The sequence below is a fragment of the Pseudomonas sp. NFIX10 genome, from assembly GCF_900111955.1.
GTDB classification, from domain to species: Bacteria; Pseudomonadota; Gammaproteobacteria; order Pseudomonadales; family Pseudomonadaceae; genus Aquipseudomonas; species Aquipseudomonas fluorescens_AA.
In genome coordinates this window covers 66887-80678 of the sequence record NZ_FOKH01000031.1, presented here as the reverse complement: position 1 = coordinate 80678, position 13792 = coordinate 66887, and the positions used below count along the sequence as shown (strand labels likewise).

Genomic DNA, 13792 nt, shown 5'->3' with positions numbered 1-13792 from the left:
ATCGGCCCAATCAATTCCGATATAAGCAGTGAATTTCTGAGACAAGAGCGTTTGCATTGCACACCTCCACAGACGCTAAAGTACATGCAGGAACATGCATGCTTGCGTCCAGCGAAGGCGATATAGAGAGCCGTGCCCGGCTTTCCCTGAGTGTTCGTTAGAGGGCGCAAGCGCACCTGCTGGGCTCGAAGGTGAAGCAGTAATCATCGAGATGCGTTGCAGCCCTATTCGTAGCTCGCAGGTGCATGTTCCTTCCTCGCGACAACCGGACTCCAGCGAGTATCAGTATGGGGGAGCAAGGAACGGACTACCTATATCGCAGCCCAGCGGGGATAAATCCCCTCGCCACAAAAGCTGTGGTCAGTCATTCCCACGGGGCGTGTTAAGATCCGCCCTTTTGAAAGACTGCCCGCTGAGAGCTGAACACTGATGGCCAACAGATCTGTAGTACTGGATACCGAAACCACCGGCATGCCGGTGACCGATGGTCACCGGATTATTGAAATCGGTTGTGTCGAGCTGATCGGCCGGCGCCTGACCGGTCGCCATTTCCACGTTTACCTGCAACCGGACCGTGAAAGTGACGAGGGCGCTATTGGCGTCCACGGCATCACCAACGAATTCCTGGTGGGCAAGCCGCGGTTTGCCGAAGTGGCCGATGAGTTTTTCGAATTCATCCAGGGCGCGCAGTTGATCATCCACAACGCGGCGTTCGACGTGGGGTTCATCAACAACGAATTCGCCCTGATGGGGCAACACGAACGGGCCGACATCACCCAGCATTGCACCATCCTCGACACCCTGATGATGGCCCGGGAACGGCACCCGGGGCAGCGCAACAGCCTCGACGCCTTGTGCAAGCGCTACGGTGTCGACAACTCCGGTCGTGAACTGCACGGCGCCTTGCTCGACTCCGAGATCCTGGCCGACGTCTACCTGGCCATGACCGGTGGCCAGACCAGCCTGTCCCTGGCCGGCAACGCCTCGGACGGCAACGGTACCGGCGAAGGCTCCGGCAACCAGGCCACGGAAATTCGCCGTTTGCCCGCCGACCGCCAGCCATCGCGGATCATTCGCGCCAGCGAAAGCGACCTGGCCGAGCATGCCGCGCGTCTGGAAGCCATCGCCAAGTCCGCGGGTGCTCCGGCATTGTGGACACAGTTGGCCGAGGCACAGGCCGCCACGCAGTGATGAAACCCCTCCTGTGGGAGCGAGCTTGCTCGCGATGACGGCAGCACATGCAGCATTGATGCAGGCTGGACTACCGCCATCGCGAACACGCTCGTTTGCGCAGGGGCACCCATTGTTCATTTCTCGCCACAATTGCCACGACCTTCTACCCTGAGGGCAGGCTACGGTACGGATCCCGCTTGATGTGTGATGATTTGAAAGACAAGGGCAATGGATGGCACCACACCGTTGGGGGCTTCAAGGAATGAGGACCTTCCCCAGTATGCAACCGGTCATGAATCCCAAGCACCCCGGACTGTCGGTGCGCATCGTCGATGATGGCTTTGCCGCCTACATCTGGGGCAGCGATTTCAGCTTTGAAGTCAGCGACTACGCGACGGCGCAGATCGGCCGTCCCGTCAGCCAATGGCCGGTGACGCCCATCGTTCCCTATCGCAAGTGCTATGGCATCGATCCCGAGGAGTTCAGCAGCTTCCGCGATGCCCCGGACAGCGAGATCTTCATGGCCTACCTCGATGACCAGCCCGTCGGGCACCTGGTGGTCAGTACCAACTGGAACGGTTATGCCCACATCGATGAGCTGGCGGTACACGCCCCGGCCCGTCGCCACGGAGTGGCCAAGGCGTTGCTCGATGTCGCCCAGTTCTGGAGCCGCAAGAAAAAACTGCCGGGCATCATGCTCGAGACCCAAAACAACAATCTGGGCGCCTGCCGGCTCTATGAGCGTTGCGGTTACGTGCTGGGTGGTATCGATCACCTGCGCTATCGCGGCATTGACCGGCATACCGCCGAAGTCGCGCTGTTCTGGTACCGGCTGTTCGACGACCCACTGGGCATGTCGATCAGTGGCTCAGCAACGCCTCGGCTTGTTCCGTAACCCGTTCCAGCAGCGATTGAAGGGCGGGTGAAGAGGGGGCGCCGTTGAGGCTCAAGGCATAGAGGCCAATCGCGATGGCGGGCGATACCGGGCAGACGTCGAGGCCGCCGTCCTTGGCGCCCGAGGCGGTGAACGGGTCGACGATGGCCAGGCCTTCGCCGGCCTCGACCATGGCGCGCATCATCTGATGGGTCTGGACGCGGAGCTGGATCATGGGCGCCGGACGCAGCGCCGCCAGTTTATGCTCGAATGCGGGGCTCAGCGGGTCGTGGCCATCCAGGCCCACCAACGGCTGGCCCGCCAGGTCCTGAAGCGAAATATATTTTTGACGAGGTTGCAGCCAGCCGTGGGGCGCGAGCAATTGCAGTTTGCCCTGGGCGATCATCCGGCAATGGATGTCGGGATGTTCCGGGTCGTGCAGGCTCAGGCCCAGGTCGCTTTCGCGCAACAGCAGGCTGTGGACGATGTCGCGGGTCGGTCGGCTGAGCAGGGTGCACGGCGCATCCGGATGGCGACGACGCAAGGCGGCGATGCTCTGGGGCAGCAACCGCTGGGCCAGCGGCGGTGTGCAGATAATGCGCAAGGGCGCTGCCTGATGGTGTTTCAGGCTACTGGCAAGGCGCTGCACCGGTTCGAGGGTGTCGTATACCCGCGTGATACCGTCGCGCAATTCAAGGGTTTCCCGGGTGGCCTGCAAGCGACCGCGCACGCTGGCGAACAGCATGAAACCCAATTGGGCCTCGGCATCGCGCAGTATCGCCTCGACCTCCGCCACCGGCAGTTGCAGCCATTCGGCCGCCGTGCCGAGGTGGCCGGTCTGCAGCAGCGCCTGGATCACTTCGATGTGGCGTAAACGCATGCAAGAAGTCCATGTTCGGCGGGTGAGCCATTGATTGGCTGAATCCTAACCCAAGTCCGGGCATGACTTCTGCTCATAACCAACGGTTATGAAGCTATTTGCGTTTCAGTGGGCGTTTGAGTGGGCAGTGGCGTTTCCGGTTCGCGCGTCAATTCGATTTGCGATTGCACGAGAATAAATTTGCCGTCGTCGAGCTTGTTGACTCGATCCCCGATAGCCAATTTATAGGTAGTGACAGGCTCCTTGCCGTTTCCGTCGGGCGACGGGGTCGATTCCTGAAACTCATGCACCGAATAGACGCGACCTTCGGCGTCCCGCGCATGAAATTGTCCGACAAGTACTGCTGCCATTGCTTAGAACCTCTGGAAATAGATCACTCGATTTGCGGTTCTGTAGACCCTGGTCAAGCGCGGTAAGTTTTCCTACATGAAAAAAATAGTCCAGCCGGCCGGTTTTTGTCGCTCCACTGGTCCAATTGTCACCCCGATCATCTATAACTACAGGCTCCTTTGAGCCGACAGTCGAGAAGCCTCTCATGAGTAATGTCTACACAGTGGCCGTTTTGGTGGGCAGCCTGCGCAAGGCATCGATCAACCGCAAGGTCGCGCTGGCACTGGCTGACCTGGCGCCAGCCAACCTCAAACTGAATATCATCGAGATTGGCGAGTTACCGCTCTATAACGAAGACATCGATGTTTCCCCTCCGCCAGCCTACAGCACTTTCCGCCAGCAGGTAGGCGCGGCCGATGCCTTGTTGTTCGTCACGCCGGAGTACAACCGTTCGGTGCCGGCACCGTTGAAAAATGCCATCGATGTGGGGTCGCGCCCCTACGGCCAGAGTTGCCTGAGTGGCAAACCGGGCGCGGTGATCAGCGCCTCGCCGGGTGCCATTGGTGGTTTCGGCGCCAATCATCATTTGCGCCAGTCCCTGGTGTTCCTTGACGTGCCCTGCATGCAGCAGCCGGAAGGCTACCTGAGTAACGCCGGGACGGCGTTCGACGAGGCGGGCAACCTGTCGGAGTCCGTCAGGCCGTTCTTGCAGAAATTCATCGATGCCTATGGCAAGTGGGTCGAGCAGCATAAAAAGGCTTGACGGCCACTGGAACTTCAAGCCAGGCACCTCTGTGGCGAGGGGATTTATCCCCGTTGGGCTGCGAAGCGGCCCCAAACCCAACACCCTGGTGTGCCAGACAATTTGAATGGGGGCGCTTCGCGCCCCAACGGGGATAAATCCCCTCGCCACAAGTGCATGTACATCTGCAAACGCATCTGGCAAATCCAAATCCCCGCTTTACTGAGTATTCGAATATCCATATATTCGCCATTCGCTCATCCCAGGCTTGCCCACGCCATGCCCGATTCCCCCAATCCCGTCGATGTCTTCAAGGCCCTGGCCGATGACACCCGTACGCGCATTGCGTTGCTGGTGGCCCGTGAAGGCGAGTTGTGTGTCTGTGAGCTCACCGCCGCGCTGGGCCTGAGTCAGCCGAAGATTTCCCGGCACCTGGCGCAGTTGCGCAACGCTGGGCTGCTCAGCGACCGACGCCAGGGGCAGTGGGTTTATTACCGCCAGCACCCGCAGTTACCGGCCTGGGTCAGTACGATGCTGGAGCAGGCGTTGACGGCCAGTACCGCCTGGCTGACAGCGGATGTGCAGCGCTTGAACGCCATGCCTGATCGTCCGGTGGCGCGTTGCTGCTGAGTCCTTCTTTCCCATCCCTTTTTCAAGGCTGTTGCGCATGCTCATCGCGTCGTTGATTTTCCTGCTGACTATTACATTGGTGATCTGGCAACCCAAGGGGCTCGGTGTCGGTTGGAGCGCGACGCTGGGCGCGGTGCTGGCCTTGCTGAGCGGGGTGGTGCAGGTCAGTGATATCCCGCTGGTCTGGCAGATCATCTGGAACGCCACCGGGACGTTTGTCGCGCTGATCATCATCAGCCTGCTGCTGGACGAGGCGGGGTTCTTCGCCTGGGCGGCCCTGCATGTGGCCCGCTGGGGAAAGGGCAGCGGGCGCAAGCTGTTTGCCTTCATGGTGTTGCTGGGGGCGCTGGTGTCGGCGTTGTTTGCCAATGACGGGGCGGCGCTGATCCTCACGCCTATCGTGATTTCCATGTTGCTGGCCCTGCGGTTTTCCCCGGCGGCGACCCTGGCGTTCGTGATGGGCGCCGGTTTCATTGCCGACAGCGCGAGCCTGCCGCTGGTGGTGTCGAACCTGGTGAACATCGTCTCGGCGGACTTCTTCGGCATTGGTTTCAACCGCTACGCGGCGGTCATGGTGCCGGTGAACCTGGTGAGCGTGGCGGCCAGCCTGGCCATCCTGCTGTGGTTCTTTCGCCGCGACATTCCGCGCGACTATGACCCCGATCAACTGGACGATCCGGCGACGGCGATCCACGACAAGGCGACGTTCTATGCCGGCTGGGCGGTGCTGGTGATCCTGCTGTTGGGCTGCTTTGCCCTGGAGCCGCTGGGGATTCCCATCAGTGCGATCTCGGCGGTCTGTGCTGCGTTGCTGCTGGCGGTCGCGGCCCACGGCCACAAGATCTCCACCCGCAAGGCGATGAAGGAAGCGCCCTGGCAGATCGTGATCTTTTCCCTGGGGATGTACCTGGTGGTCTATGGCCTGCGCAACGCCGGGCTGACTGGTTACCTGGCCCATTGGCTCGACGGTTTCGCCGAATATGGCGTATGGGGCGCGGCCATGGGCACCGGTGTGCTGACGGCGTTGCTCTCGTCGGCCATGAACAATTTGCCGACGGTGCTGATCGGCGCCTTGTCCATCGACGCCAGCCAGGCCACCGGGGTGGTGAAGGAGGCGATGATCTACGCCAACGTCATCGGCAGCGACCTGGGCCCGAAAATCACGCCGATTGGCAGCCTGGCGACGTTGCTGTGGCTGCATGTGCTGGCGCGCAAGAACATCCAGATCGGCTGGGGGTATTACTTCAAGGTCGGGATTGTGCTGACGGTGCCGGTGCTGCTGGTGACGTTGGCGGCGTTGGCTGCGCGGTTGTCCTTCTAGAACCGAGTTGGCTTCATCGCGAGCAAGCTCGCTCCCACAAGGGCGCGCATTCCAATGCGGGAACTCACTTTGGCAGAAAGGTGCTTTCCAATGTGGGAGCGAGCTTGCTCGCGATGAGGTCCTGACAGGCAGCACAAGGCTCAGCCACCGCCCGGCACATCCGGCCAACGATCCGCCACCAGGAACACCCGCTCGGCTTCTTCCCACTCGCCCTCGGCGTTTTCGCTCAGGCGCACCATCAACTGTGCCGGCGCCATGGGGTCCAGGGCCATTCGCCAGGCGTCCAGTTGCGCGGTGCTCCAGGTTTGCTCGGCCGGATAATGCGCCGGGGCCAGCCAGGCGGCGCGGGGCAGGGGTTGCCAGCGACCCGGCGGACGTTGGGCGATGAACGCAGGCCAGTCCCGTTGATGCAGCCAGCGACCGCGCAAATGCCTGGGGTGGGCGCCGGCCGGTGGTTCGGCCTGGCCCGGCCAGGGGTAGAGCAAATACCCGCCCAGCCACAGCTCGGAGCGAAACAGTTCGAGGCCCGAGGGCTCGATGCCCAGTGCCGCCAGGGCCTCGCGGCTTTCCGGGCGGGCCGAGATCGGCAATTGGTGCTCGCGCAGATGCGCCAGTTTGCGGTCGAGCCGGTCATGGCAGCCCGGGCCCAGCCATTGCGCGGCGTCCAGTCCGTTTCCGTGCTGGGGGCCGAGGTACAACTTGATGGCCAGTTCCAGGTGGTGGATGCCGTCGCGATCACGCAGCAACAGGTCCAGCTCGCCCAAGGTATGGCCTTCGCGTCGGATCGGCAGGTTCGCGGCGATCAATTCGATGCCCGGGGCATGCTGCACGGCGAATTGCCACAGCCTTTCGTAATACAGGCCCAGGCGGCGCGTTCGCCCTTGGGACAGGCAGTGCAGCAATGGATAGCTGTCGCGGTCCAGTTGCCGCAGCCAGTGTTCCAATCGGCCTGGCTCCTGCACCCAATCACTGCCTGTCAGGGGATGGCGCTGGGGCCAGGGCGTATCGATGAGCATCGGCGGGGCGATGATCGTCCACGCGAGATCGCGCACTTCGGGATGGTGCAGGCGTCGGGGCAAGTCCAGCAATTCAGGGAACAGGATCATCTTGCGAGCATAGCCGTTGCGCTGAAGGCTTAAAGGATTTTGTCTACGGCGCGCTTTCGCCCATAATCGTGTTTTTCGCCCGCCGCAGACCCTCGCAGGAGCCTCATGGAGCAATTTCGCAATATCGGCATCATCGGTCGCCTGGGCAGTTCGCAGGTGTTGGACACCGTTCGCCGTCTCAAACGTTTCCTCCTGGAGCGGCACCTGCATGTGATCCTCGAAGATACCATCGCCGAAGTCCTGCCGGGCCATGGCTTGCAGACGTCGTCGCGCAAGATGCTCGGCGAAGTCTGTGACATGGTGATCGTGGTCGGCGGCGACGGCAGCCTGCTGGGGGCCGCGCGGGCCCTGGCGCGGCACAACATCCCGGTGCTGGGGATCAACCGCGGCAGCCTGGGGTTCCTCACCGATATCCGCCCCGATGAGTTGGAGATCAAGGTCGCCGAGGTCCTGGACGGCCACTACCTGGTGGAAAACCGCTTCCTGCTGCAGGCCGAGGTCCGCCGTCACGCCGAGGCTATCGGCCAGGGCGATGCCCTCAACGACGTGGTGCTGCACCCCGGCAAGTCCACGCGGATGATCGAATTCGAGTTGTACATCGACGGCCAGTTCGTCTGCAGCCAGAAAGCCGACGGCCTGATCGTCGCCACCCCCACCGGCTCCACCGCCTATGCGCTGTCGGCCGGCGGGCCGATCATGCATCCCAAGCTCGACGCTATTGTGATTGTGCCCATGTACCCCCATACCTTGTCTGGGCGACCGATCGTGGTCGATGGCAACAGTGAGCTGAAAATCGTCGTGTCCAAGGATATGCAGATCTACCCGCAAGTGTCCTGTGACGGCCAGAACCATTTCACCTGCGCGCCGGGTGACACCATCACCGTCAGCAAAAAAGCGCAGAAGCTGCGCCTGATCCATCCGCTGGATCACAATTACTACGAAGTCTGCCGGACCAAGCTTGGCTGGGGCAGTCGGTTGGGGGGTGGAGGCGACTGATGCTCGATCCTGCGCGCAGTTACGATTTGATCGGTGACGTGCACGGATGCGCCCTGACCCTGGAACACCTGCTGGACCGACTCGGTTACCACAAGCAGGGCGGGGTCTGGCGGCATCCGTCGCGCATGGCCGTGTTCCTGGGGGACATCATCGACCGTGGCCCGCGGATCCGCGAGGCGCTGCACATCGTCCACGACATGGTCATGGCCGGCCAGGCGCTGTGCATCATGGGCAACCACGAGTTCAACGCCCTGGGCTGGAGCACACCGGCATTGCCGGGCAGCGGCCAGCGCTACGTGCGCGAACACACGCCGCGCCATGCTCGCCTGCTCAACGAGACACTGACCCAGTTCGAGCAGCATCCCGGCGACTGGCATGACTTTCTCGAATGGTTCTATGAGCTGCCGCTGTTTGTCGACGCCGGCCGCTTCCGGGTGGTGCACGCCTGTTGGGATGCCGGCCTGATCGAACCGCTGCGGGGCCTGTTCCCGGACGGTTGTGTCGACGAGCATTTCCTCCAGGCCTCGGCGCAACCGGGCAGTTTTGCCTGCACGGTGTTCGATCGCTTGCTGCGCGGCACGGACATGCGCCTGCCCCACGGCCTGACGCTGACGGGGGGCGATGGCCTGACCCGTTCGTTTTTCCGCACCAAGTTCTGGGAAGACAACCCGCAGACCTACGGCGACATCGTGTTCCAGCCCGACGCCTTGCCGGAACCGGTAGCCCGCACGCCGCTGTCGCCGGATGAAAAAAACAACCTGCTGCGCTATGGCGTCGAAGAGCCGCTGTTGTTCGTCGGTCACTATTGGCGCAGCGGCAAACCCGCGCCGATCCGCCCGAACCTGGCCTGCCTGGATTACAGCGCGGTGCTCTACGGCAAGCTGGTCGCCTATCGCCTCGACCAGGAAACCCGCCTGGATCCGCACAAGTTCGTCTGGGTCGATGTCGAGCGGCCGGAGGGGATGAAATGAGTGCCATCGCGGCTCTGCGCCTGCCCCTGGCAGTGGACCTGAGCGGCTTCGTCAAGCTGCTGCAACGCATGCAGGTGCCCCATCGCGTCAGCGAAGAGGCGGGCGAGCAGGTGCTCTGGGTGCCGGATGAAATCAGCGAGGACGTGCGTGCCTTGTACGCCCGTTTTCCCGCTGGTGATCCCGAGCAGCTGTTGGAACTGCCCGACACGGGGGGGACTTCCCGGCGAGCGGGGTTCGTCCAGCAACTGACCCGCCATCCAGTGACGGCCCTGGTGCTGTTGCTGAGCCTGATTGTCAGCGCGGTCACCCTGTTGGGGGAGAATCTTGCGACGCTACGCTGGCTGACCTTCCTCGAGTTTCGCGTCGTTGGCGACTACATCCAGTTCACGCCGTTGGGCGATAGCCTGGCGGCGGGGCAGTGGTGGCGCCTGGTAACGCCGATGCTGATTCACTTCGGCTTCCTGCACATTGCCATGAATGGCATGTGGTATTGGGAACTGGGGCGGCGGATCGAAGCGCGCCAGGGCGGGATCAATTTGTTGGGGCTGACGCTGCTGTTCAGCCTCGTTTCCAATTTGGCCCAGTACTTTTTCAGCGGGCCGACGCTGTTCGGCGGGTTGTCGGGGGTGTTGTACGGCCTGCTGGGCCATTGCTGGATCTACCAACTGCTCGCCCCGAACCCGGCCTATCACTTGCCCCGCGGGGTGCTGGTGATGATGCTGGTGTGGTTGCTGCTGTGCCTGTCCGGGTTGGTTTCGCTGATCGGCTTCGGTGAAATCGCCAATGCCGCCCACGTCGGCGGGCTGCTCGTCGGATGCTTCACGGGCTTGTTGGGCGGGCTGTTCGCTCGCCGTAAAATGGCCCTTTGACTGGCGCCTGTGCCTTTTGAGAATGCGCGATTGCGCGGAGAACCCATGTCTTCCTTCAATGAAATGATCAAGAACATCACCCCCGATATCTACCGCAGCCTGAAACTGGCCGTGGAAATCGGTAAATGGGCCGACGGCAACAAGCTCACTGCCGAGCAGCGCGAGTTGTCGCTGCAGGCCATGATCGCCTGGGAAGTCCAGAACCTGCCCGAAGACGAGCGCACCGGCTACATGGGCCCGCAGGAATGCCAGTCGAAGTCGATCGAAGTGCCCAATATCCTGTTCAAGTCGGACGCCATCCATTGATCGAGATTGGCCGTGGTGCAATCAGCAAGATGTCGGCACGCCTTGACGGGCCGACCGTTCAATACGCCTTTCGCCTGGACGAGGTCGAGGTGCCGGTCAACCCGTTGATCGGCAGCACGATCCGCCTGGAGTACCTCGGCGCGATCCACTGCACCCATTGCGGACGCCGGACCAAGACCAGCTTCAGCCAGGGTTACTGTTACCCTTGCATGACCAAGCTGGCCCAGTGCGACCTGTGCATCATGAGCCCGGAGCGTTGCCATTTCGACGCGGGCACCTGCCGTGACCCGGCCTGGGGCGAGCAATTCTGCATGACCGATCATGTGGTCTACCTGGCCAATTCCTCGGGGGTGAAAGTCGGCATTACCCGCGCCACGCAATTGCCGACCCGCTGGCTGGACCAGGGCGCCAGTCAGGCGCTGCCGATCCTGCGGGTCGCCACCCGCCAGCAGTCAGGGTTTGTCGAAGACCTGTTCCGCAGCCAGGTGGCGGACAAGACCAACTGGCGCGCCTTGCTCAAGGGCGACGCGACAGCGGTGGACCTGCCGGCGATCCGCGACGCGCTGTTCGAAAGCTGCGCCCAGGGATTGCAAGGCTTGCAGGAACGATTCGGCCTGCAAGCGATCCAGACCATAGCGGACGTCGAGCCCATCGAGATTCGTTACCCGGTGGAGCAGTACCCGGCCAAGATCGTCAGCTTCAACCTGGACAAGAACCCGATCGCCGAAGGCACGCTGCTGGGCGTCAAGGGCCAATACCTGATTTTCGACACCGGCGTGATCAACATTCGTAAATACACGGCCTACCAGCTCGCCGTGCACCAGTAGAAGGATTCGACCCATGCGCACCGAACAACCGAAGATGATTTACCTCAAGGACTATCAGGCTCCCGAGTACCTGATCGACGAAACACACCTGACCTTCGAGTTGTTCGAGGACCACAGCCTGGTCCATGCGCAACTGGTGATGCGCCGCAACCCCGAGCGTGGCGCCGGGCTGCCGCCGCTGGTGCTCGATGGTCAACATCTTGAATTGATCTCCCTCAAGCTCGACGATGCCGACCTGGGGCAGGGCGACTATCAACTGGACGACAATCACCTGACCGTGCACCCCAAGGCCCAGGCCTTTACGGTCGACACCACCGTCAGGATCCATCCGGAAACCAACACCGCCCTGGAAGGCCTGTACAAATCCGGCAGCATGTTCTGCACCCAGTGCGAGGCCGAAGGGTTCCGCAAGATCACCTATTACCTCGACCGTCCGGATGTGATGAGCAAGTTCACCACCACCGTGGTGGCCGAGCAGCACAGTTATCCGGTGCTGCTGTCCAACGGCAATCCGATTGCCAGCGGCCCTGGCGAAGACGGCCGGCACTGGGCGACCTGGGAAGACCCATTCAAGAAGCCGGCCTACCTGTTTGCCCTGGTGGCCGGTGACTTGTGGTGCGTCGAAGACACCTTCACCACCATGACCGAGCGTAATGTGGCGCTGCGCATCTACGTCGAGCCGGAAAACATCGACAAATGCCAGCACGCCATGACCAGCCTGAAGAAGTCGATGCGCTGGGACGAAGAGGTGTACGGACGCGAGTACGACCTGGACATCTTCATGATTGTCGCGGTCAACGACTTCAACATGGGCGCCATGGAGAACAAGGGGCTCAATATCTTCAACTCCAGCGCCGTGCTGGCCCGCGCCGAAACCGCCACCGATGCCGCGCACCAGCGGGTCGAGGCGATCGTTGCCCACGAATACTTCCATAACTGGTCGGGCAACCGCGTGACCTGCCGCGATTGGTTCCAACTGTCGCTCAAGGAAGGTTTCACGGTGTTCCGCGACGCCGGGTTCTCGGCCGACATGAACTCCGCCACCGTCAAGCGCATCCAGGACGTGGCGTACCTGCGCACTCACCAGTTCGCCGAAGACGCCGGCCCCATGGCCCACCCGGTGCGTCCGGACAGTTTTATCGAGATCTCCAACTTCTACACCCTGACCGTGTACGAAAAGGGCTCGGAAGTGGTCGGCATGATCCACACCCTGCTGGGGCCTGAGGGTTTCCGCAAGGGCAGTGACCTGTACTTCGAACGCCACGACGGCCAGGCCGTGACCTGCGACGACTTCATCAAGGCCATGGAAGATGCCAACGGCGTCGACCTGGCGCAGTTCAAGCGTTGGTACAGCCAGGCCGGTACGCCAAGGTTGGCGGTGAGCGAGTCTTACGACGCCGCTGCCAAGACCTACAGCCTTACCTTCCGCCAGAGCTGCCCGCCAACCCCGGACAAGCAGGAAAAGCTGCCGTTCGTGATTCCCGTGGAACTGGGCCTGCTGGACAGCCAAGGCACCGAGATCCCGTTGCGCCTGGCCGGTGAAGCGACGGCAAGCGGTACGTCCCGGGTGATCTCGGTGACCGAAGCCGAGCAGACCTTCACCTTCGTCGACATCGCCGAACAACCCTTGCCATCGTTGCTGCGTGGTTTCTCGGCGCCGGTGAAGCTGAGCTTCCCGTACAACCGCGACCAATTGATGTTCCTGATGCAGCACGACAGCGACGGCTTCAACCGTTGGGATGCCGGTCAGCAGTTGTCGGTGCAGGTGTTGCAGGAACTGATCGCCCAACATCAGCAGGGCGCCAGCCTGTCGCTGGACCCGCGCCTGGTCAGCGCATTGCGCACCGTGCTGTCGGACGAGTCCCTGGATCAGGCCATGGTCGCGGAAATGCTTTCGTTGCCAAGCGAAGCCTACCTGACGGAAATCAGCGAAGTGGCTGACGTCGAGGCGATCCATGCCGCCCGTGAGTTCGCCCGCCAGCAACTGGCCGACAACCTGTTCGAAGCCTTGTGGCTGCGCTACGAGGCCAACCGCGACCTGTCCAAACGCACGCCGTATGTGGCCGAGGCCGAGCATTTCGCCCGCCGCGCGTTGCAGAACATCGCGCTGTCCTACCTGATGCTCACCGGCAAGCCTGAGGTGCTGAGTGCGACTCTGGAGCAGTTCGACACCGCCGACAACATGACCGAACGCCTGACGGCGCTGGCGGTGCTGGTCAACTCGCCGTTCGAGACCGAGAAGGCCAAGGCCCTGGAAGTGTTCGCGGAAAACTTCAAGGGCAACCCGCTGGTCATGGACCAATGGTTCAGCGTCCAGGCCGGCAGCCCGTTGCCCGGTGGCCTGGCACGGGTCAAGGCGTTGATGGAGCACCCGGCGTTCAATATCAAGAACCCGAACAAGGTGCGGGCACTGGTCGGTGCGTTCGCCGGGCAGAACCTGATCAACTTCCACGCCGCCGACGGTTCGGGTTACCGCTTCCTGGCGGATCTGGTGATCCAGCTCAATGGCTTCAACCCGCAGATCGCTTCGCGGCAGCTGGCGCCACTGACCCGCTGGCGCAAATATGACAGCGCCCGCCAGGCGTTGATGAAAGGCGAACTGGAACGCATCCTGGCGTCAGGCGGGCTGTCGGCCGATGTGTTCGAGGTGGTGAGCAAGAGCCTGGCGTGACCTTGATGCCGCGGTCTGCCTGGCGGACCGCGGTGCTCCCATCGCGAGCAAGCTCGCTCCCACAGGGATCCATGTTGATCACAAAATAGGTGTTCG

At 62.1% G+C, this 13792-nt stretch carries 14 protein-coding genes; 11 read left to right on the top strand and 3 right to left on the bottom strand.

What is annotated here, in order from left to right; genetic code table 11:
* Positions 1–429 precede the first annotated feature (429 nt).
* Positions 430–1191, top strand: a complete 762-nt coding sequence (dnaQ, locus tag BM321_RS23690; RefSeq protein ID WP_092445110.1) for a DNA polymerase III subunit epsilon — start codon at positions 430–432, stop codon at positions 1189–1191.
* A gap of 262 nt (positions 1192–1453) precedes the next feature.
* Complete coding sequence (locus BM321_RS23685) at positions 1454–2068, top strand: GNAT family N-acetyltransferase (protein ID WP_060741973.1); 615 nt, start codon at positions 1454–1456, stop codon at positions 2066–2068.
* Here BM321_RS23685 and BM321_RS23680 read toward each other — a convergent pair.
* Both BM321_RS23680 and BM321_RS23675 read right to left on the bottom strand, forming a co-directional pair.
* On the bottom strand, positions 2034–2927 hold the full coding sequence (locus BM321_RS23680; RefSeq protein WP_092445108.1) for a LysR family transcriptional regulator: 894 nt from the start codon (positions 2925–2927) through the stop codon (positions 2034–2036). The genes BM321_RS23685 and BM321_RS23680 overlap by 35 nt on opposite strands.
* 86 nt (positions 2928–3013) lie before the next feature.
* Positions 3014–3277: a hypothetical protein gene (locus BM321_RS23675; RefSeq protein ID WP_072404558.1), complete on the bottom strand. Its 264-nt coding sequence runs from the start codon at positions 3275–3277 to the stop codon at positions 3014–3016.
* Between the two features lie 185 nt (positions 3278–3462).
* Here BM321_RS23675 and BM321_RS23670 point away from each other — a divergent pair, with 185 nt between their 5' ends.
* From BM321_RS23670 to BM321_RS23660, 3 genes are all read left to right on the top strand, one after another.
* Positions 3463–4020, top strand: coding sequence for an NADPH-dependent FMN reductase (locus tag BM321_RS23670; protein WP_072404556.1), 558 nt, complete (start codon positions 3463–3465; stop codon positions 4018–4020).
* A gap of 258 nt (positions 4021–4278) precedes the next feature.
* Positions 4279–4629: a metalloregulator ArsR/SmtB family transcription factor gene (locus BM321_RS23665; protein WP_092445106.1), complete on the top strand. Its 351-nt coding sequence runs from the start codon at positions 4279–4281 to the stop codon at positions 4627–4629.
* A gap of 37 nt (positions 4630–4666) precedes the next feature.
* Positions 4667–5950: an arsenic transporter gene (locus tag BM321_RS23660; protein ID WP_092445104.1), complete on the top strand. Its 1284-nt coding sequence runs from the start codon at positions 4667–4669 to the stop codon at positions 5948–5950.
* Between the two features lie 140 nt (positions 5951–6090).
* On the opposite strand, the gene BM321_RS23655 is transcribed toward BM321_RS23660, so the two are convergent.
* Positions 6091–7056, bottom strand: a complete 966-nt coding sequence (locus BM321_RS23655; protein WP_092445102.1) for a DUF1853 family protein — start codon at positions 7054–7056, stop codon at positions 6091–6093.
* Positions 7057–7161: 105 nt separating this feature from the next.
* On the opposite strand from BM321_RS23655, the gene BM321_RS23650 reads away from it, so the two are divergent.
* From BM321_RS23650 to pepN, 6 genes are read left to right on the top strand one after another with little or no spacing between them, the layout of a single operon-like run.
* Positions 7162–8052 (top strand): NAD(+) kinase, encoded by an 891-nt coding sequence (locus BM321_RS23650; RefSeq protein WP_003180647.1) that lies wholly within the window; start codon positions 7162–7164, stop codon positions 8050–8052.
* Positions 8049–9023 (top strand): metallophosphoesterase, encoded by a 975-nt coding sequence (locus tag BM321_RS23645; protein ID WP_175534959.1) that lies wholly within the window; start codon positions 8049–8051, stop codon positions 9021–9023. Before BM321_RS23650 ends, BM321_RS23645 begins: the two co-directional genes overlap by 4 nt.
* Entirely contained in the window at positions 9020–9892 is an 873-nt protein-coding gene (locus BM321_RS23640; protein WP_092445098.1) for a rhomboid family intramembrane serine protease, read from the top strand. The genes BM321_RS23645 and BM321_RS23640 overlap by 4 nt, the downstream gene beginning before the upstream one ends.
* Before the next feature lie 45 nt (positions 9893–9937).
* Positions 9938–10198, top strand: coding sequence for a YeaC family protein (locus BM321_RS23635; RefSeq protein WP_072404544.1), 261 nt, complete (start codon positions 9938–9940; stop codon positions 10196–10198).
* Entirely contained in the window at positions 10195–11025 is an 831-nt protein-coding gene (locus BM321_RS23630) for a DUF2797 domain-containing protein (RefSeq protein WP_092445096.1), read from the top strand. Before BM321_RS23635 ends, BM321_RS23630 begins: the two co-directional genes overlap by 4 nt.
* Positions 11026–11038: 13 nt before the next feature.
* Positions 11039–13696 (top strand): aminopeptidase N, encoded by a 2658-nt coding sequence (gene pepN / locus BM321_RS23625; RefSeq protein ID WP_092445094.1) that lies wholly within the window; start codon positions 11039–11041, stop codon positions 13694–13696.
* The last annotated feature ends 96 nt before the right edge of the window (positions 13697–13792 follow it).